Source organism: Aurantimonas sp. HBX-1 (assembly GCF_021391535.1).
Classification (GTDB): Bacteria; Pseudomonadota; Alphaproteobacteria; order Rhizobiales; family Rhizobiaceae; genus Aurantimonas.
Genome location: NZ_CP090066.1, coordinates 2,146,570 through 2,165,918, shown reverse-complemented (window position 1 = coordinate 2,165,918; position 19,349 = coordinate 2,146,570). Strand labels below are relative to the sequence as shown.

14 protein-coding genes are annotated in these 19,349 nt (G+C 66.9%); 4 read left to right on the top strand and 10 right to left on the bottom strand.

The features are described 5' to 3' along the window. The first annotated feature begins 55 nt into the window (after positions 1 to 55). The 3 genes from LXB15_RS10315 to LXB15_RS10305 all read left to right on the top strand — a co-directional run bounded on the left by LXB15_RS10315 (position 56) and on the right by LXB15_RS10305 (position 3,843). Entirely contained in the window at positions 56 to 1,615 is a 1,560-nt protein-coding gene (locus LXB15_RS10315) for an adenylate/guanylate cyclase domain-containing protein (RefSeq protein WP_370640220.1), read from the top strand. Positions 1,616 to 1,774: 159 nt separating this feature from the next. Then, positions 1,775 to 2,206: a universal stress protein gene (locus LXB15_RS10310; RefSeq protein ID WP_233952982.1), complete on the top strand. Its 432-nt coding sequence runs from the start codon at positions 1,775 to 1,777 to the stop codon at positions 2,204 to 2,206. Between the two features lie 56 nt (positions 2,207 to 2,262). Further along, on the top strand, positions 2,263 to 3,843 hold the full coding sequence (locus LXB15_RS10305; protein ID WP_233952981.1) for a sodium:alanine symporter family protein: 1,581 nt from the start codon (positions 2,263 to 2,265) through the stop codon (positions 3,841 to 3,843). Positions 3,844 to 3,889: 46 nt separating this feature from the next. Here LXB15_RS10305 and LXB15_RS10300 read toward each other — a convergent pair whose 3' ends face one another. After that, entirely contained in the window at positions 3,890 to 7,102 is a 3,213-nt protein-coding gene (locus LXB15_RS10300; RefSeq protein ID WP_233952980.1) for an EAL domain-containing protein, read from the bottom strand. Positions 7,103 to 7,224: 122 nt separating this feature from the next. Beyond that, positions 7,225 to 8,235 (bottom strand): betaine--homocysteine S-methyltransferase, encoded by a 1,011-nt coding sequence (bmt, locus tag LXB15_RS10295; RefSeq protein ID WP_233952979.1) that lies wholly within the window; start codon positions 8,233 to 8,235, stop codon positions 7,225 to 7,227. 257 nt (positions 8,236 to 8,492) lie between these two features. On the opposite strand from bmt, the gene LXB15_RS10290 reads away from it, so the two are divergent. Then, entirely contained in the window at positions 8,493 to 8,699 is a 207-nt protein-coding gene (locus tag LXB15_RS10290) for a hypothetical protein (RefSeq protein WP_233952978.1), read from the top strand. Positions 8,700 to 8,703: 4 nt separating this feature from the next. Here the strand turns inward: LXB15_RS10290 and LXB15_RS10285 are convergent, their stop codons facing one another. The 8 genes from LXB15_RS10285 to LXB15_RS10250 form a co-directional block, all read right to left on the bottom strand. Beyond that, positions 8,704 to 9,771 carry a glycine betaine/L-proline ABC transporter ATP-binding protein gene (locus LXB15_RS10285; protein WP_233952977.1) on the bottom strand — a complete coding sequence of 356 codons (1,068 nt, stop codon included), beginning with the start codon at positions 9,769 to 9,771 and terminating at the stop codon, positions 8,704 to 8,706. Beyond that, on the bottom strand, positions 9,764 to 10,651 hold the full coding sequence (locus LXB15_RS10280) for a proline/glycine betaine ABC transporter permease (protein WP_233952976.1): 888 nt from the start codon (positions 10,649 to 10,651) through the stop codon (positions 9,764 to 9,766). The genes LXB15_RS10285 and LXB15_RS10280 overlap by 8 nt, the downstream gene beginning before the upstream one ends. Positions 10,652 to 10,860: 209 nt before the next feature. After that, positions 10,861 to 11,859, bottom strand: a complete 999-nt coding sequence (locus LXB15_RS10275; RefSeq protein ID WP_233952975.1) for an ABC transporter substrate-binding protein — start codon at positions 11,857 to 11,859, stop codon at positions 10,861 to 10,863. A 574-nt stretch (positions 11,860 to 12,433) separates the two neighbouring features. Next, entirely contained in the window at positions 12,434 to 12,775 is a 342-nt protein-coding gene (locus LXB15_RS10270) for a response regulator (RefSeq protein WP_233952974.1), read from the bottom strand. Positions 12,776 to 13,000: 225 nt separating this feature from the next. Further along, positions 13,001 to 14,983 (bottom strand): bifunctional diguanylate cyclase/phosphodiesterase, encoded by a 1,983-nt coding sequence (locus tag LXB15_RS10265; RefSeq protein WP_233952973.1) that lies wholly within the window; start codon positions 14,981 to 14,983, stop codon positions 13,001 to 13,003. Between the two features lie 162 nt (positions 14,984 to 15,145). After that, a complete protein-coding gene (locus tag LXB15_RS10260; protein WP_233952972.1) occupies positions 15,146 to 16,675 on the bottom strand; it encodes a malonyl-CoA synthase in 1,530 nt (509 codons plus the stop codon). Next, positions 16,672 to 18,024 carry a malonyl-CoA decarboxylase gene (locus tag LXB15_RS10255; protein WP_233952971.1) on the bottom strand — a complete coding sequence of 451 codons (1,353 nt, stop codon included), beginning with the start codon at positions 18,022 to 18,024 and terminating at the stop codon, positions 16,672 to 16,674. Before LXB15_RS10255 ends, LXB15_RS10260 begins: the two co-directional genes overlap by 4 nt. Then, a complete protein-coding gene (locus LXB15_RS10250) occupies positions 18,021 to 19,349 on the bottom strand; it encodes a TRAP transporter large permease (RefSeq protein WP_233952970.1) in 1,329 nt (442 codons plus the stop codon). The genes LXB15_RS10255 and LXB15_RS10250 overlap by 4 nt, the downstream gene beginning before the upstream one ends.

The following is a 19,349-nucleotide window of genomic DNA, read 5'->3' as shown; positions in this document are numbered from 1 at the left end:
ATCGCCTGAGTTCGTCGCGCGGAGCCGGTCGATGGGGTCGCTGTTTCGTTATTTCATGGCGCGTCCGATCTGGTTCGCCGGTCTCGTCGCTCTCGCCCTCGTGCTGCTGCCCGTCGCCGTCTGGCTCGACCTGCGGCATCTTTCCGACACCGCGCTCAACACACAGGCCAACAGCCTTAACGCGATGATCACCGACATCCGCACCTATTACGCCCGCAACGTCGTCGGGCGGGTCCTCGCCAATCCAGGCGGGCAGACCATCGCAGCGCACAACTACATGGACATACCGGGCGCCATCCCGATCCCGGCGACGCTCTCGCTGGAACTCGGCGACGTTGTCGGCCATCGCGGCGACAACATGCGCTATCGCTTTGTCTCCGATCTCGTCTTCGCGACGCGCGAGCCGCATCAGCTGGACGCGTTCGAGCGGCAGGCGCTGCAGACGTTTCGCAGCGAGGGCGCCGACCGGCCGCTGATCACCGCCATCTCCGGGACGATGCTGGACCGCCGCATCCGTCTGGCCGCGCCGGTCGTCATGGGGGAGGCGTGCGTCGCCTGCCACAACACGCATCCCGAGAGCCCGAAGCGCGACTGGCGCGTCGGCGACGTCCGCGGCATCCAGGAGATCGAGGTGCAGCAGCCGATCGCCGCCAACCTCTTCTCGTTCAAGTATCTCCTGTCCTATTTTGTCGGCGCGGGGATTTTCGGCGTCGGTTTCGCCGCGATGCAGTGGCGCCAGGCGCGGACCTTCGGGCGGATGAATGCCGACCTCGAGGAAGCCAACACCTTCCTCGCGTCGATCTCGATGAAGATCTCGAAATATCTGTCGCCGCAGGTCTACCGCAGCATTTTCAGCGGCGAGCGCGACGTGGTGATCTCCACCGAACGCAAGAAGCTGACGATCTTCTTCTCCGACATCAAGGACTTCACCGTCACCTCCGAGCGGCTGCAGCCGGAGGAGCTGACGCAGCTGCTCAACGAGTATTTCACCGAGATGTCCAAGATCGCGCACGAATACGGCGCGACGGTCGACAAGTTCATCGGCGACGCGATCCTCGCCTTCTTCGGCGACCCGGAGACGCTGGGCACGCGGGAGGACGCGCGGGCATGCCTCGCTATGGCCATCGCCATGCAGCGGCGGATGGTGGAGCTCAACGCCGAGTGGCGCCGCCGCGGCATCGAGAAGCCGTTCCAGGCCCGGATGGGCATCAATACCGGCTTCTGCAATGTCGGCAATTTCGGCAGCGTCGACCGCATGGACTATACGATCATCGGTGCCGAGGCGAACCTCGCCGCCCGGCTCGAGCAGATCGCCGAGCCCGGCGGCATCGTGATGAGCTACGAGACCTTCGCGCTGGTCGAGGACGAGGTTCGGGCGAGGGCGCTGGCGCCGATCTCCCTCAAGGGCATCAGCCGCGAGGTGATCCCCTATGTCGTCGAGGGCATCCACGACGAAACGCCCGAGGCAGCGCCGAGCGTGATCAACGAATTCACCGATGGGGCGCGGATATTCCTCGATGTCGAGCGTCTCACCGATGCCGAGCGGACGCGGATCGAAGGCGTGCTGACCCAGGCCGTCGCGGCGCTCCGGCGGCACCAGCCCATCGTCTCCTGAGCAGCGCCGCGGCGTCGAAGCCGTTCCGGCTGCCCCGCATGCCCGATCTCACGGGCGCGCCGGGCTTCTTGTCATTCAGAAACGTGATGCTAGCATCACCGGAATTGATGATTCTGGTGAGCCCGCGGCGGGGCGCATGTATCGACAGGGTGGCCAACCATGGCGGACGAGACCTTCGTCGTCGCGTATGACGGGCAGGACCGCGGCGTCGTCGACTATGCCCGCGTCCGCGCCAAGGCGAGCGGTGCCCGGCTTCACATCGTGCATGTGCTGATCTGGTCGCCCTACAGCTTCCTCAGCGCCGAGGAGCTGGAAGAGCGCCGCATGCGCCGACGCGAGGAACTGGAGCGGGCGCGCGTCATGCTGCTGGATCCGCTGGTGGCGGAGATCGCGGCTGACGGCATCACGGTCGAATGCGAGATCCGCTTCGGGTCGCCGGTCGACCTCATCCTTGCCGTCGCCGAGAAGCAGCAGGCGACGATGATCTTCGTCGGCCGGTCGGGAAAGCGCAGCATCCACAACCGCATCTTCGGCAGCGTCACGATGGGTCTTGCCCAGGCGACGACGCTCCCGACGGTCATCGTGCCATGACGGCGCGGATGGGTGCCGCGATATTGCCGGCGGGATCACAGGTGAGGGATACCCCGATGCGACGCAGCGCGACGATCCTCCTGCCGCTGGCATTCACCGCGCTCGCGATCACGCAGGCGCGGGCGCAGGAAGCGGACGGCCCATCGGCTTTCGATGCGGCGCTCGCAAGTATCGTCGGGCCGGTGACGACACCCTTCGTCAATTTCATCTTCGCCCCGATCCCAGGCACCGACATGCCCTGGATCGTGCTCTGGCTGATCACCGCCGCGGCGATCTTCACGGTGTATTTCGGCTTCGTGCAGTTCCGCATGGTCGGCCATGCGATCGCGCTGGTGCGTGGCCGCTACTCCTCGCCCGATGCCGCCGGCGAGGTCACGCATTTCCAGGCGCTGGCCACCGCCGTCTCGGGAACGGTGGGCCTCGGCAATATCGCCGGCGTCGCGGTGGCCGTCTCGATTGGCGGTCCGGGTGCAACGTTCTGGATGATCCTTGCCGGCCTGCTCGGCATGGCGTCGAAATTCACCGAGTGCACGCTCGGGGTGAAGTACCGCGAGGAATATCCGGACGGTCGCGTGTCCGGCGGCCCGATGCACTATCTGCGCAAAGGCATGGCGGAGCTCGGTTACACCCGGTTCGGCAAGGTGCTGGCCTTCATGTTCGCGATCTGCTGCGTCCTCGCCTCCTGGGGCGGCGGCAACATGTTCCAGGCCAACCAGGCGCATGCCCAGCTCGTCGCGATCACCGGCGGTGCCGGCAGCTTCCTCGACGGCCGCGGCTGGATCACCGGCACGGTGATGGCGGTGATCGTCTTCCTGGTGATCGTCGGCGGCATCAAGTCCATCGCGCGGGTGACGGAGAAGCTCGTGCCGTTCATGGGGATTCTCTATCTCACGGCGGCCCTGACGATCATCGTCATCGAGATCGACCAGCTCGGCTGGGCGATCGGGCAGATCTTCGCCGGAGCGTTCACCGGCCTCGGGGTTGCCGGCGGCATCGTCGGTGCGCTGATCCAGGGCCTGCGGCGCGCGACGTTCTCCAACGAGGCCGGTATCGGCTCGGCCGCCATCGCCCATGCCGCCGTCCAGACCAACCACCCGGTGACCGAAGGCTTCGTGTCGATGCTGGAACCCTTCATCGACACGGTGGTGATCTGCACCGCGACGGCGCTGGTGATCACCATCAGCGGCGTCCTGCAGTTCGACCCGGCGACCGGCCTCTATGTCTGGGATGCCGGGCTCGGCCAGATCGCGACGCCAGGGGGCCTCAGCGGCGTCGAACTTACCTCGGCGGCCTTCGCCACCGCCGTGCCGTGGTTTCCCTACGTGCTCGGTATCGCGGTCGTGCTCTTCGCCTTCTCCACGATGATCTCGTGGTCCTATTACGGGCTGAAGGCGTGGCTGTTCCTGTTCGGCAACTCCAAGGCGGCCGATCTCACCTACAAGGTGCTGTTCTGCCTGTTCGTGATCGTCGGCGCCTCGATCAGTCTCGGCGTGGTGCTCGATTTCTCCGACGCCGCCCTGTTCGCCATGGGCATCGCCAACATCATCGGCCTGTACTTCCTGATGCCGGTCGTGAAGCGCGAGATGACCACCTACATGGCCAAGCTCCGCGGCGGCGAGATCCCGCGCTACGCGTGAGGCGTGGACGGCGGCTGGCGGACGCGAAACCGCATCCGTTGCCCGATCAGGACAGCTCGCGGGCCCGGCGCGCGTTCGACCGGCGCTCCCGGCTTTCGAGCCGGCGCGTGCCGCCGCCCTGCGGCCGAAGCGTCGTCCGGGCGATCTGCGCCGCGACGCTCGCCGGGATCTGCCGCATGACTTCGCTGGCGGTCGATGGACGAGCGAACAGATAGCCCTGGATCTCGTCGCAGCGCCGCCCCGCCAGGATCGCCAGCTGCTCCTCGGTCTCGACGCCCTCGGCGACGATGGTCAGATCCAGCGCCCGGCCGAGCTCGATGACCGCATCGGCGATCGCCAGCGAACTCTCGTCGATCGACAAATTGCGGATGAACGACTGGTCGATCTTGATCGAGTCGAACGGAAAGGTCCGCAGATAGCTGAGCGAGGAGTAGCCGGTGCCGAAGTCGTCAAGCGCGACCTTGATGCCGTGGCGCTTCAGCGCCCTCAGGACGCTGAGCGCGCGGTCGCGGTCCTCGATGAGGATGCTCTCGGTCAGTTCCAGTTCCAGCCGCGCCGGCGGGAAGCCGACCTCCTCCAGGATGGCCAGCGTCGTCTCGACGAAATTGCGGTTGCGAAGCTGATAGGCGCTGACATTGACGCTGATCGCCGCCCCGTCGAGCAGTTCCAGCGACTGCCGGCAGGCTTCGCGCAGCACCCATTCGCCGATTTCGCCGATCTTGCCGGACTGTTCGGCGATGGGAATGAAGACCGATGGACTGACCAGGCCGCGATCGGGATGCTGCCAGCGCACCAGCGCCTCGTAACTGCCGATCCGTTCCTCGCTGAGCACGATCCGCGGCTGGAAGCACAGATACAGCTCGTTGCGGGCGACGGCGTTGCCGAGATCGGATTCGAGGATGCGCCGCATGCGCAGCTCGGCATCCATGCCGCTTTCGAAGCCGGCGTAGTTGTTCCGGCCGCTGCGCTTGGCGTGGTAGAGCGCCACATCGGCGCGGGATATGACGGTGCCTGGCTCGATACCGTCGCGCGGGGCGAGGGCGAAGCCGACACTGGCCCCAGGACGGATTCTGACGCCGTTGCCGACGTCGATCGGTGCGCCCAGTTCATGCACGATCCTGAAGGCGAAATCGGCGACCTGATTGGCGAAGGCGACGTCCGGCAGGATGACGCCGAACTCGTCGCCGCCGAGGCGCGCGACGAACCCTGCCTTGCCGAACAGCGTCTGCAGCCGCAGCGCCGAAGCGCGGATCACCGCGTCGCCGGCGGGATGGCCGTAGAGATCGTTGATGTCCTTGAACCGGTCGAGGTCGACCGCGATCAGTGCCGCGACGCGCTCGCCCTTGCGCACCTCCGCCAGCGTCTCCTCGAGAAACTGCTGGTAGAGGAGCCGGTTCGGCAGTCCGGTCAGGGCATCGTGCTGCGCGGTGAAGCGGATACGCTCCTCCGCCTCCTTGCGCTCGCGCAGATCGACGAAGGCACTGACCCTTGTCTCCTCGCCGCGGAAGATGATCGTGCGCGAGCGAATCTCCGCCGGGATCTCCAACCCGTCGGCGCGCCGCAGCCGCAGTTCCAGAGGCCTGATCTCCTGCGTCGCGAGGGCCCTGCCGAGCGTCTCGACGTGAGCCTCGGCAACGACATCTTGTAACGTGCGCTTGAGCAGTTCCCGCCCGGAAAGGCCGGTAAGCCGTTCGAAGGCGGCGTTGGCATCGATGATCCGTCCGCCCACGGTGACGGCGATCCCCTCGAACACCGCGCCGGCCATGGCCGACAAGCGCTCGGCCTCCTGCTCGGCGCGCAGCACGTCCTCGCTGGCGCGCCGGGCGAGTTCTCCGTCCTCGACCTTGTCGAGAAAGGCGTTGAACAGGCGGGTGGTCAGCTCGGCGTCGTCACCGGTCTCGATCGGGATGCGATGGCTGATGTCGGCATGGCCGCCGAGGATCTGGCGCAGCGCCGTTTCCATGGTCCCGAGGCCAAGGCTCGTCGCGTGCTCCGACTGGTTGAGCCCGCGTTCTTCGTCGGCGGCCGAAACCCGGATCGGATAGATCCGGTCGAGGACGCGGAACAGGAGATAGGCGAGGGGGAAAGCCCAGACGAAGTTCAGGCCCGCCCCGGCCGCCTGGATGGCGAGCTGCGACAGCCGCCCGCCGGCCGCGATCTGGTCGAGCGGCGCCAGCAGGGCGAGGCCGAGCGTCCCGAGGACGCCGGCGAAGCCGTGGACGCCGATCGCGCCGACGGCGTCGTCGATCCGGCAGCGCCGTTCGATGAACCGGTTGCCCCAGACGGCGATCAGCCCGCCGGCCGCGCCGATGACCATGGCGCCTGTGGCGTTGAGGAGATGGCAGCCCGCGGTGATCGCGACCAGGCCGCCGAGCAGCCCGCAGATCGGCTTTTCCGGCAGGACCAGCCCGTCGTGCCGGAGGGCGAGGAAATACCCGGCGACGCCGCCGGCGCCCGCGGCCAGGACGGTGTTGGCGACGATATGGGCGATGGCCGTGGTCGGGACGATGGTGGAGCCGCCATTGAAGCCGATCCACCCGACGAAGATGACCATCGCGCCCACCGTCGCCAGCACCGCGCTGTGCCCGGGGATGCGGCGGACGCGGCCTTCCGGCTCGAAGCGACCGATACGCGGGCCGAGAACCAGGCAGGCGGCGAGGGATACCCAGGCGCCGGTGCTGTGGACGACGGTGGAGCCGGCGAAATCGATGAAGCCCATGTTCGACAGGAACGCCGAGGCGCCCGGCGCCAGCGCGCCGCCCCAGACCCAGTGGGCAAAGACGGGGTAGATCAGGGCCGCCACGACGACCGAGCAGATGACATAGGTGCTAAGCCGCAGCCGTTCGGCCGCGGCCCCGGAGACGATGGTCGCGGCGGTGCCGCAGAACATCACCTGGAAGGCGAAGAAGGCGTATTCGGCGGGCTCGAGGTCCCAGAGGCCGGCGAAGCGCGCATCGAGGCCGAAGCCGTAGCCGCTGTCGACGCCGAAGGCGATCATGAAGCCGACCAGCGCGAAGGCGATGATCGAGAACAGAAGGTCCAGAAGGTTCTTCTGGGCGACGTTGACGGAATTCTTCGAGCGAACGAGCCCGGCCTCGAGCAACAGGAACCCGACCTGCATCAAGAGGACGAGACTGGCGGCCACCAGCACCCAGACGAACGCGTCAGGCTGTTGCGGCGCAGCCGATGCGGTCGTGACATTGGCCATCGCCGCGGAGGGCATGACGAGGCCGAGACAAACAAACGCTGGAAGTCGCACTGTTCACTATCCTGCTGCGGCGCAAGGCAACAGTTGAAGGTGAACCTATTAAATATGGCTGAAAGTTCGGCGTGCTTCGAAACTGCCTAAAAGAGAGGCGCGCGGTTCGGTGATGGGCCCGGTCAGTCCCTGGCGCGGCCCCGCCGGCCGCCGGTGGACGCTCGCGGTTCCGCCATCTCGGACGCCGGCTTGTTCACCAGCGGCCCGACCGCGGCGACGATCGTCTCGATCGTCGGCCGGCCGCGCGGCTGATGGGTGTCGATCGCATGGCGCATCGCGCCGAGATGATGCGGCGAGGTCCCGCAGCAGCCGCCGATGATCCGGGCGCCGAGATCGATGGAGAGGCGGGCGTACTCGGCCATCTGCTCCGGAGTGCCCGAGTAGACCGTCTTGCCCTCGACGAAGCGAGGGATCCCGCAATTGGCCTTCAGCAGCAGCGCCGCGCCGGCGGGCTCGAACTCCAGGCCGGTGGCCAGCATGTCGGAGGCGCCGACGCCGCAATTGGCGCCGAGCGCCAGCGGCGCCTCGGAAAGCCCGTCGACCGACTTGTGGAACTCCTTCGGGTGGATGCCCATCATCGTGCGCCCGGCGCTGTCGAAGGAGCCGGTGACCGTATAGGGCATGCCGCAGGCGATCGCCGCCTCTGCGGCGGCACGAACCTCGTCGGCGGCCGACATCGTCTCGATCCACACGACGTCGGCGCCGCCTTCCTTCAGCCCCTCGATCTGCTCGCGGAACGCCGTCACGGCGTCCTCGTAGGTGAGGGCGCCGAGGGGGACCAGCAACTCGCCGGTCGGGCCGACCGAGCCGGCGACAACGACCGGGCGGCCGGCGCGGTCGGCGACCGAGCGGGCGAGCTCCGCCGCGATCCTGTTGATCTCGTGAACCCGGTCCTCGGCCTGGTGGAGCTTCAGCCGATGCCGGTTGGCCCCGAAGGAACAGGTCAGGATGATGTCCGCGCCGTTGTCGACGAAGGCCTGGTGCAGCGCCTCGATCCGGTCCGGATGGGTTTCCAGCCACATCTCCGGCGCCTCACCGGATTCCAGGCCGACCTCGAACAGGTTGGTGCCCGTCGCGCCGTCGGCGAGTAGCACGCCCTTTTCCGCGAGGAGCCGGCTCAGCAGGTCGGTCATGGCAGGCGGCTCCGAGTGGCTGGGCCAGCGGGCGAGGGCACCGCGGCCGGGAAGATCATGCTGTGCCACGGGTTTTCCCACAGCTAATGTCTGACGGCGACATCTTCGTGTCGTCTTCCCGCGTTCGGGTCGCCTCTGGCAGGGGGACCCCGCAAGGTCTGCCCAAGCCAGACGCGGTACCAATTAGCTGGCTGCGCAATCGGCGGAATATGGCCCGACGGGCCATCGGCGCATGGCTGGAAACGGGGAGAAAGGCGATGTTTCAACGCGGACCCAAACGACTCGACGAAGAGGGAATGGTCTGCGCGGCGATCACCGCGCTGTTCGAGGAAGGCTATGATCGTGCCACGATCGAACTGGCCCTGATCCGCCAGGCGCCGGTGGATCTCGACCTCCTGGCGCAATGCTACGAGCGCCTGTTCGCCGCCGGCGCCGCGACGGAGCCGCACTCCCGCGCGGCCTGAGCGATTACAGCATGTCGGACTGGAGGCCCGCCTTGCCGACGGGCGTGACCATCGCCGCCATCAGGCCGCGCATGGTCAGCGTGCCCAGCGGCCGGCCCGCCGGATCCTCGATCCGGGCATTGACGCCGCCATGCTCGCTCATCCGCCGCGCTGCCTCCTCCAGAATGGTGCCCTTCTCGATCGACAGGCTGCCATCCGCGAGCGGCGCCCCGTCCACGGGCAGCGGCTCCATGACGGTCTCGACCCGGATCACCCGGCCACGGTTCACCTCGCGCACGAAGGACGAGATGTAGTCGTCGGCCGGCTTCAGGACGATTTCCTGCCCGGTCCCCTGCTGGACGATCTCGCCGTCGCGAAGGATGGCGATCCGGTCGCCCAGCCGCAGCGCCTCGTCGAGGTCGTGGGTGATGAAGACGATGGTCTTCTTCAGTTCCTTCTGCAGGTCCAGCAGCACCATCTGCATGTCGGTGCGGATCAGCGGATCGAGGGCCGAGAAGGCCTCGTCCATCAGCAGCACGTCGGCGTCCGTGGCGAGCGCCCGGGCGAGCCCCACCCGCTGCTGCATGCCGCCGGAGAGCTGGGCGGGATAATTGTCCTCGTAGCCCTTCAGTCCGACCCGGTCGATCCATCGTGTGGCGCCCTTGCGCTGCTCGGACGCGGACTTGCCCATCACCTTCAGCCCGTAGGCGACGTTGTCGATCACCGTCTTGTGCGGCAGCAGCCCGAAGCGCTGGAACACCATGGAGATCTCGTGCCGGCGCAGTTCGCGCAGCCGGCGCGCTGGCATCGCCACGACATCCTCGCCGCCGATCAGCACCTCGCCCGCCGAAGGCTCGATCAGCCGGTTGATGTGTCGGATCAGCGTCGATTTGCCCGAGCCGGACAGACCCATCACCACCTGGATGGCGCCGGCCGGCATGTCGATGTTGATGTCCTTGAGGCCGAGCACGTGCGAGTGCTCGGCGATCAGTTCGGCCTTGGTCATCCCGTCCCGGACCTTCGCGACCAGCGCTTTGTCGTCGGGACCGAAGATCTTGTAGAGATTGCGGATCTGGATGGCGACTTCAGCCATGGGCGGCCTCCCGGTGACGCTGGAGCCGCTTGCCGTAGGCCTGGCTGGCACGGTCGAAGATGATGGCGATGGCGACGATTGCGAGACCGTTGAGCACGCCCTGCGTGAAATACTGGTTGGTGATCGCCTGCAGCACCGGCTGGCCGAGCCCCCGGACGCCGATCAGCGAGGCGACGACGACCATCGCCAGCGCCATCATGATGGTCTGGTTGATACCGGCCATGATGGTCGGCAGCGCCAGCGGCAGCTGCACCTGCATCAGCCGCTGCCAGGTGGAGGAGCCAAAGGCGTTGGCGGCCTCGAGCACTTCCTTGTCGACCAGCCTGATGCCGAGATTGGTGAGGCGGATGATCGGCGGCATCGCATAGATCACCACCACGATCAGGCCGGGGATCAGCCCGATGCCTAGCAGCATGACGATCGGGATCAGGTAGACGAAGGACGGCATCGTCTGCATCACGTCGAGGATCGGATTGACCACCGCCTGCACGCGATCCGAGCGCGACATGACGATGCCGATCGGCAGGCCGATGACGATCGACATCAGGGTGCACACGATGATGATCGACAGCGTCCGCATCGTGTCTTCCCACATGCCGAACACGCCGATCAGGGTAAGCGCCACGGCGGTGCCGATGGTGATCTTCGGCGAGCGGCTGGCGAGCCATACGATCAGGACGATGGCGCCGAGCACGATGAACCACGGCGTGCCCAGCAGGAGCCGCTCGAACCACAGCAGGAAGTCGAGCAGCGGCCGGAACATCGCCTCGATCGTGTCGCCGTAGGCGCGCGAGAAGGCGCGGTAATGCTGGTCGATCGTGCGCGACATCAGGCGCAGGTCACGGCCCCCGATCTGGGGAAATTCGGTCAGCCAGTCCAAGCGTCTAGGCTCCTTCTCGTCGGTCGCGAGATATCCGCGGGACAGGGGGGAGGCTGCTGCCTGCTGAAGCGGAAACCTCCGGCGCGCGCCCCTGTTGTGCGAACGGCCGCGGCGTCGCCGCGGCCGGATTGAACGGTATCGGCCCGGCAGGATATCCGCCCCTGCGACCTGCGGTCGCCCCGGAACGATACCTGCCGGTCACTGCCGGATCAGAGCGCCGCCTTGATCTTCTCGGCGGTCTCTGCCGAGACCCAGTCGGACCAGACCGCCTCGTTGTTCTCGAGGAAATACAGCGCCGTGTCCTCGCCGGTGGCCTGGTTGTCCTCCTTCCAGGCCAGCAGCTTGTTGACCGTCTCGTTGCTCCACGAGCGGGTCTTGAGGTAGTCGACGATGCCCTCCGACATTTCGGCCACCCTCGGGGTCACCACCGTGAACACCTCGGACTTGGTCCAGGCATTGATCTTCGGGTCCGGACAGTCGGCAACCGTGGTGCAGCGCTGCCACTCTTCCGGATCATGCTCGGCGTCGAAGGCGAGCTTGACCATCGGATACTTGCCGAGGATGGCGGTGGGCGCCCAGTAATAGCCGAGCCAGGGCTCCTTGTTCTCGTAGGCGCGGGCGATCGAACCGTCGAGGCCGGCGGCCGATCCGGTGTCGACGAGGACGAAGCCCTTGTCTTCCGCGTCATAGGCCCTGAAGAGATTGGCCGTGGTGATCTGGCAGCCCCAGCCCGCCGGGCACCCGTGGACGGCGCCCTTGCTCGGGTCTTCGCGCGAGGGGAAAAGGTCCGGGTGGGCGAGGGCGTCTCCCACCGTCTTGATCTCGGGATGCGCCTCGGCGAAATACTGCGGCACCCACCAGCCTTCCTCGCCGCCGTCGGACAGGACTTCGGCCGCGAACTCGATGGTGCCCTCATCCGCTGCCGCATCGATCTGCTCGCGGAACTGGTTCACCCACATTTCCGGCGCGACGTCCGGCTCCTGCTTCTCCGTCATCGACGCGAAGGTCGGCATCGTGTCGCCCGGCATCAGGCGAGCAGCACAGTCGAAGCCTTCGGAGATGATGAACTTGTCGATCTCCGCCATCACCTCGGCTGAAGCCCAGTTCATGTTGGAGATGGTAATCTCGCAGTTGTCCTGAGCAGATGCCGGGGCGGCAAAGCCGAACAATGCGGCGGCGAGCAAGGTGGACGTCAAGAGTGATTTCATCAGATTTCCCTGATCTCGAGTTTCTAGGGACATCGGCGACAGGAGTTGCCACCGCGCGCCGACAGAAACGCCGACGCAAGCCGATTCCTGCGCAGCTGTCCTAGCGAAGACAGTGCGGTTTCTCGGAACTCGGGGCGGAGGCTAGACCGTGCCGGCCATGATTCCAACAAATTTCTGCCCGGAACGCCGGGGGCGAGGGCTGGAAGCGGCTGGCGGGAGGGAGAGGCAAGGGGAACGAACTCAGGCAGCGGCGATCAGGCAGATCCAGCCGTGACGACTACGCAGAAGGGTGTGAGGACGGCCAGACGTGGGGTCGGCGGAGGGGCAGAGGCTGCTCAACCGGCCGTCGTAGAACGGCGATCCGGTCGCGCGACTTTTTCTCCGCCCTCAGGCGAAGCTAACGGCTCGGTAACCGGTTCCGGCTAAGAATCGGAGTGCGGCAGGAAGGGCGGGACCGGATCAGGTCGTGCGTACCGGGTCCCCCTCCTGCCAACCTCCATCCCCGGTAATCCATCGATCGGTTAGGTCCCGGCGCGCCGCGCGGGTCGGCATTCGCGACCCGCGCGGCGTCAGCTCATGCCGCGCGCGGCAGCATCTCCGCGACCTCTTCTGGGCGGAAGGGCTTCGACACCTTCGGCACCGAGCCGAATGTCGCGGGAAGATCGCCGAGGCTGCTCGACACGAAACAGAACGGCACGCGCTCCAGCAGCAGACGCTGCGCGATCGGCAAGGAGGTCTCGCCGCTCGTGCCGAGCGCGATGTCGAGCAGCGCGAAGTCGATTCCCCCGTCGAGGGAAGACAGGGCCGCCTCGATCGAATCGGCCAGCAGAACCTCGGCCTCGTGAACGCGGCTGAGCACGATATCTTCGAGGTCTATGGCGATTATCGGCTCGTCTTCCAGGATGAGAATTTTCATGTCCAGACCCTTCGATTTCGAGGTCAATGCACATGATGGGGAAGCGGTTGCAGAACAGCTGAAAATTCTCAGTACTTTGTTGCAATCAACAATCGATTAACTATGAAAGTACCTGAAGTTGATAAAGCAACCATCTGCGTGCCGGGGGCATCCCGGCGAACCCGTCGCGGCTCGCCGGCACGACGTTGCGCAATCGCCTGCGAGGCCGACCAGCGGCCGTTCGGCCTAGCTGACGGCCTGGGCTGCCGCCGGGCCGCGGATGCCGCTGTCGGCGATCCGGAAGCGGGTGAGGATCTCCGATGCGACGCGGTCCGCCGGCATCGGCTTGCCGAACAGATAGCCCTGCAGCTGGTCGCAGCCGAGACGCTTCATCAGGTCGACCTGGGCCTGGGTCTCGATGCCCTCGGTGGTGACCTTCATCTGCATCGTGTGGGCCATGGCGACGATCGTCTCGAGGATCTGCGGCACGTTGGGCTCGCCGTTGGTCAGCGCCACCATGAACGACTGGTCGATCTTCAGCTTGTCGAACGGGAACCGCCAGAGATAGCTGAGCGAGGAGTAGCCGGTGCCGAAATCGTCCATGTCGACGGAGATGCCGAGGGCCTTCAGCTGTCCCAGCTGTTCGAGCACGTCCTCGGAACGCTCCAGCAGCAGCGATTCCACCACCTCGATCTCCAGGCGGCGACCCGGGATGCCGGCGTCCTGCAGAGTGGCCCGGACGATGTCGACCAGATCGCCGTCGCGGAACTGCACCGCACTGAGATTGACCGAGACGAACAGCGGCTCCGGCCACAGCGCGATCTGGCGCGCCGCTTCCCTGATCACCCAGCTGCCGATCTCCTTGATGTAGCCGCGCGTCTCGGCGATCGGCACGAACAGGGTCGGCGAGATGTAGCCGCCATGGCTGTCGCCGAGGCGCAGCAGCGCCTCGAAGCCCAGGAGCCGGGATCCGTCGCCGTTGACGATCGGCTGGTAGAACAGCTCGAAGCTGTCCTTCTCGACGGCTTCGCGCACCAGCGCCTCGATCTGGCGACGCCGGGCCATCTCGTCGTCCATCGAGGGGTCGAAGAAGACCAGGCTGCGGCCCTTGTCCGCCTTGTGGTGGAGATGGGCGATCTCGGCGTGCTTGACGATCTCGGAATGGACCCGCCCGTCCTGGGGCGCCAGGGCGCAGCCGATCGATATGCGCGGCTGCACCGTCTGGCCGCCGAGATGCACCGGCTCGCAGACCGTTTCGGTGAGGCGTCGTGCGAAGCTGGCGATGGCGGCGACGTCGCTTGCCCGACGATGCAGGACGGCGAAGTCGTCGGCGCCGATGCGGGCGACGAGGTCGCCGTCGTCGACGGCCGCCGCGAGACGCGTCGCAACGGTGCGGAGCAGCTCGTCGCCGCAGCCCTGGCCGAGACTGTTGTTGATCTCGGAAAGCTCGTCGAGATCGATATAGAGGTAGGCGACCCGTTCGCGCGTGGCGCGGGCGGTGGTCATCACCCGGTCCGTCTCCTCCTGCATCCGCCGCCGGTTGAGCAGATGGGTGAGGGCGTCGTGGTTGGCGAGGAACTGGATCCGCTCGTCGGCCTCGGAGATCTTCCGCTTGCGCCGGACATAAAGCAGGAACGGCACCCCCGTCGCCAGGCACAGGACGAGGGCGACCAGGGCCGACGTCCATCCCAGCGTGGTGGCGTAGGCCCGCCGGCTCTCGGCCATGTCGGCGACGACCGAAACGTAGCCGATCGTCGTGTCGCCCCGGATCAGCGGCGAGACCACGGAGGAGTCGGTGTGGCCGTCGTCATGCACGACCTGCCATTCGCCCGGTCTTTCCAGCAATGACGGCGAGAGCCGGTCACCGGAGCGGATGCCGCCCGGACGGTCGCGCAGGAGCCACTCGTAACGGTCGGAGCGGGACCGGAAGACTTCCTCACCCTGCCGGCTGAAGATCGCGAAGCTCTCGATGTCGGCGAGGCTAGCGACCTTGCGGATCGTCGCCTCGGCGTCGGGATCGCGCGCAATCCCGGTGAGGAAGGCGTCCACGTGGCCTTCGGTGCCGAGAAGCAGGCGCGTGAAATTGGTCCCGCGCGCGCGCATCTCCGCCTCGACCAGCTCCCCGACCGAAGCGCTGCCCAGCCACAGGATGCTCATGATCACGAAGCCGGTGATCGCCGCGCCGCTGCAGAACGTCGCCCAGTTTCGCCTGATGGTGTTGAGCAGCATTGCCCTCGTCGCACTGTTCCTTGTCGCGACGCTACAACCCAGAGGTAAATATTCTTTCGGCTGCGTGACTTGCTGGAATGTTCAGACGAACGTTCTTGTCGGGGCGCGGGCGGCGCGGTGCGCCGCCCGGCACTGCATTCCGGACGGGGAGGTTTCCTGGCGTCAGGCCTTCGCGAGGAGATCGGCGAAGCGTTCGCGCAGGACGTTCTTCTGCACCTTGCCCATGGTATTGCGGGGCAGTTCGTCGACGAAGACGATCCGCTTGGGCTGCTTGAACCGTGCCAGCCGCTCCCTGAGGGCCGCCGTGAGCTCCTCCTCGCGCAGCGTCCCCTTCGCCACCACGACGCCGACCACGCCCTCGCCGAAATCGGGATGCGGCACGCCGATCACCGCGCTCTCGACCACGCCGGGCAGCTCGTCCAGCGCGAGCTCAACCTCCTTGGGATAGATGTTGAAACCGCCGGAAATCACCAGATCCTTGCCGCGACCGACGATCGTGACGTAGCCGTCCGGATCGATCAGGCCGAGATCGCCGGTGATGAAGAAGCCGTCGTCGCGGAACTCCGCGGCGGTCTTCTCCGGCATCTGCCAGTAGCCCGAGAATACGTTCGGGCCCTTGACCTCGATGACGCCGATCTCGCCCTGCGGCAGCTCCTTGCCGGTCTCGGCGTCGACCACGCGAAGTTCCACCCCCGGCAGCGGGAAGCCCACCGTGCCGGCGCGGCGCTCGCCGTCATAGGGATTCGAGGTGCTCATGCTGGTCTCGGTCATGCCGTAGCGCTCGAGGATGCGCTGGCCGGTACGCGCCTCGAACTCCCGGTGCGTGTCCGCCAGCAGGGGGGCCGAGCCGGAGACGAACAGGCGCATGTGCGCGGTCGTCTCGCGCGTCAGCCGGTCGTCGGCGAGGAGCCGCGTATAGAAGGTCGGCACGCCCATCATGCTCGTCGCCTGCGGCAGGTAGCGAAACACCTGCTCGACGTCGAACTTCGGCAGGAAGATCATCGACGCGCCGGCGATCAGCACCGTGTTGGAGGCGACGAACAGTCCGTGCGTGTGGAAGATCGGCAGGGCGTGCAGCAGCACGTCGTCGGCGGTGAAGCGCCAGGTGTCGCGCAGCACCTCGGCGTTCGACAGGAGATTGTCGTGCGTCAGCATCGCGCCCTTGGAGCGGCCGGTCGTCCCCGACGTGTAGAGGATCGCGGCGAGGTCGCTGCCCGCGCGCGCGACGGTCTCGAACGTTTCCGGGGCGGCGAGGGCGGCGTCGAAGAGCGAGCCCGCGCTCCTGTCCGACGACGTCCAGACGCGCAGCGTTTCGAGCCGCGCCCCGGCCTTTTCGGCGAGCGGTGCCAGCCCGTCGCGCGCGGCAGGATTGCAGACGAACACCGCCGGGCGGGCATCGTCGAGGAAGTAGTCGATCTCCGAGGTCGTGTAGCCGGTGTTCAGCGGCAGGAACACGCCGCCGGCCCGGACCGTGCCGAGATAGAGCATCAGCGCTTCGATGGACTTTTCGACCTGGGCGGCAACGCGGTCGCCGGGCTTCACGCCAAGACCGATCAGGACGTTGGCGAAGCGCGCAGAGACCGCTTCCACGTCACCATAGGTGTAGTTCCGCCCGTCCGGCAGCACGGCAAAGCGCTTCGTCGGATCACGGCGTCCGGCTTCCATCAGGCCATCGAACAGGCGGTTCGTCATGCTACGTCCTTCATTGCGCTGCCGCGGCCGGGAAGCAGCGACGTCACCGCCCGGCTCGCCGCGATCTCCGCCTCGCTCGCAAAGGCTTCATGCCGCTGCTCGACCCGCGGGAGATCGTAGAGATAATTGACCATCAGCCCGTGCGCCTGCGCCAGCCCACCGGCGGAGACGTCGCCGACATGCATGATCCGGTTGAGCATCGCGCCGTTGCCGAGATGAAAGCGTGCCACCGGGTCGACGGGGCGGCCGTCCGGCCGCTTGGCACGCAGGAAATAGCGTGCGGCCAGCGACAGCAGGCCAGGCCGCGCCGCCTCCACCTTGGTCGGACTGGACGTCCATCCTGGTTCGCCGACGATGGCGATCGCCTGCTTTTCGTTCGCCTCCAGCTTCTCGATACCGGCGGGCGACAGCCCCGCGAGCCAGGCTGCGAAGCCCGGAACCGGCGACAGCGTCACGAAGGTCCGAAGGCTCGGTACGGTCTCCTTGAGGTCCTCGGCGACCTGCTTGATCAGGAACGAGCCGAAGCTGACGCCGGCAAGGCCGGCGTGGCAGTTCGAGATCGAATAGAACACCGCCGTCTGCGCCGCATCGGGCGCGAGGACCGGGCGGGCGGGATCCAGCACCGAGGCGATCGAGGCCGGGATGTCGGCGGTCAGCGCCACCTCGACGAAGATCAGCGGGTCGTCCGGTATCGAGGGGTGGAAGAAGGCGAAGCAGCGCCGGTCGGCCGGCGCCAGCCGCTGGCGCAGTTCCTCCCACGTCGCGATGGCGTGCACCGCCTCGTAGCGGATGATCTTTTCCAGGATGCTGGCCGGCGTGTTCCAGTCGATCGGCCGCATCAGCAGGAAGCCGCGGTTGAACCATGACTGGAACAGATGCCGCAGATCGTCGTCGACCGGCCCCAACCGCTCGCGGTCGCGCCGCAGGAACGGCAGCAGCCGCTCGCGCAGGCGGACGATTTCCGCCGTCCCGCCGGGGGCGAGATTGAGCCGCCGGAAGAGCTCCTGCCGCGGCGGTTCCGCCAGGTGCTGGAGCCGGGAGAGCGTCGCCGGCCCCGGCGCGCTCCCATAGGCCTCCGCGGCGTCGCGCAGCGCCGCCTCGTCCGGTCCGAATTCCTCCGCGAGGATCGCGAAGAACCGTTCCGCGTCGGCATCGCCCAGCGCGCGGATGCCCTTCAGGATGTCGGCGGCGAGCCGCACGCCCGAGGCCTCGCCGCGCGAGGAGACCAGCCGGTGGCAGAGGCCGGCGAGTTCCGGCAGGGCGATCTTGCGCGCCGCGTCGTCACCGAGGAACCAGGAGCGGGCCCCGATCGAGCTCAGAAGGTCGGAGAGCAGCGAAACCCGGCTCATTCCGAGGGGCCCATCACGAGATCGGGCAGGAACAGGGCGATGTCCGGGAACAGGCACAGCAGCAGGATGCCCAGCACCATGCACATCACGTATGGCAGCGAGCCGCGCAGGATCTGGCCGAGCGAGATGTCCGGCGCGATGCCGTTGATGACGTAGAGATTGAGCCCGACAGGCGGGGTGATCAGACCGATCTCCATGTTGATGGTCAGGATCACCGCGAACCAGTAGGGGTCGAATCCGGCGCCGGTGATGATCGGCAGCAGGATCGGCGCGGTCATCAGGATCACCGCCACCGGCGGCAGGAAGAAGCCGGCCACCAGCAGGAACACGTTGATGATGCCCATCAGCACCCAGCGATTGACGTCGAGATCCGCGATATAGGCAGCCATCGACTGGGTGATGAACAGCGACGACAGGGCGAAGGCGAAGAGCTCGGAGGCGCCGATGATCAGCATGATCATCACGCTTTCCTTCAGCGTGTCGCGGAAGATCCCGCTCATCTGGCTGAACTTCCAGCTCTTGGAGAAGATGCCGTAGATCACGGCGACCAGGATCAGGCAGAACAGCGCGCCGACGCCGGCGGCTTCCGACGGCGTCGCGATGCCGCCATAGAGGACGAACAGCACCGCCACGATGATCGCCAGGAAGGGCAGGACTCGCGGCAGGGCCGCGAAGCGCTCGCGCATGGTGAAGCGCTGGCTGAGTTCTGTGAGACCCAGCCCCTGCCGCTTGCAGGCGTAGATCGTCCAGATCATGAACAGCGCGGTGAGCATGATCCCCGGGCCGACCCCGGCCAGGAACAGCCGCCCGATCGAGGTCTCGGTGGCGATGCCGTAGACGATCATCGTCACCGATGGCGGGATCAGGATGCCGAGAGTGCCGCCCGCGGCGATCGAGCCGGCCGCGATCTCCGGCGGATAGCCACGCTGGCGCATCTCGGGAATGCCCATCTTGCCGATCGCCGCACAGGTCGCCGGCGACGAGCCGGACAGCGCCGCGAAGAGCGAGCAGGCGCCGAGATTGGACAGGACCAGCCCGCCGGGCACGCGGTTGAGCCAGCGGTCGAGCGCTTCGTAGAGGTCCTTGCCGGCCGGCGAAGAGGCGACGGCCGCGCCCATCAGGATGAACATCGGCACCGCGACGAGGCCGAAGGAGGCGAGGCCGCCGAGAAACTGCTCGCCGATGGTCTCGAGGAAGAACGGGCCGTAGACGACGAAGAGGGCGCCCATCGAGACGAGGCCGAGCGAGAAGGCGACAGGCACGCCGATGGCGAGCAGCACCAGGAGCCCGGCGAGCATCGCGAGGCCGGACGTTGTCGGGTCCAT

What these genes read in the sequence shown, in the direction of transcription:
- LXB15_RS10315 (WP_370640220.1), top strand. Translation starts at nt 56, where the DNA reads ATGGCGCGTCCGATCTGGTTCGCCGGTCTCGTCGCTCTCGCCCTCGTG.
- LXB15_RS10310 (WP_233952982.1), top strand. Translation starts at nt 1,775, where the DNA reads ATGGCGGACGAGACCTTCGTCGTCGCGTATGACGGGCAGGACCGCGGC.
- LXB15_RS10305 (WP_233952981.1), top strand. Translation starts at nt 2,263, where the DNA reads ATGCGACGCAGCGCGACGATCCTCCTGCCGCTGGCATTCACCGCGCTC.
- bmt (WP_233952979.1), bottom strand. Translation starts at nt 8,235, where the DNA reads ATGACCGACCTGCTGAGCCGGCTCCTCGCGGAAAAGGGCGTGCTACTC.
- LXB15_RS10290 (WP_233952978.1), top strand. Translation starts at nt 8,493, where the DNA reads ATGTTTCAACGCGGACCCAAACGACTCGACGAAGAGGGAATGGTCTGC.
- LXB15_RS10285 (WP_233952977.1), bottom strand. Translation starts at nt 9,771, where the DNA reads ATGGCTGAAGTCGCCATCCAGATCCGCAATCTCTACAAGATCTTCGGT.
- LXB15_RS10275 (WP_233952975.1), bottom strand. Translation starts at nt 11,859, where the DNA reads ATGAAATCACTCTTGACGTCCACCTTGCTCGCCGCCGCATTGTTCGGC.
- LXB15_RS10270 (WP_233952974.1), bottom strand. Translation starts at nt 12,775, where the DNA reads ATGAAAATTCTCATCCTGGAAGACGAGCCGATAATCGCCATAGACCTC.
- LXB15_RS10265 (WP_233952973.1), bottom strand. Translation starts at nt 14,983, where the DNA reads ATGCTGCTCAACACCATCAGGCGAAACTGGGCGACGTTCTGCAGCGGC.
- LXB15_RS10260 (WP_233952972.1), bottom strand. Translation starts at nt 16,675, where the DNA reads ATGACGAACCGCCTGTTCGATGGCCTGATGGAAGCCGGACGCCGTGAT.
- LXB15_RS10255 (WP_233952971.1), bottom strand. Translation starts at nt 18,024, where the DNA reads ATGAGCCGGGTTTCGCTGCTCTCCGACCTTCTGAGCTCGATCGGGGCC.
- LXB15_RS10250 (WP_233952970.1), bottom strand. Translation starts at nt 19,349, where the DNA reads ATGGACCCGACAACGTCCGGCCTCGCGATGCTCGCCGGGCTCCTGGTG.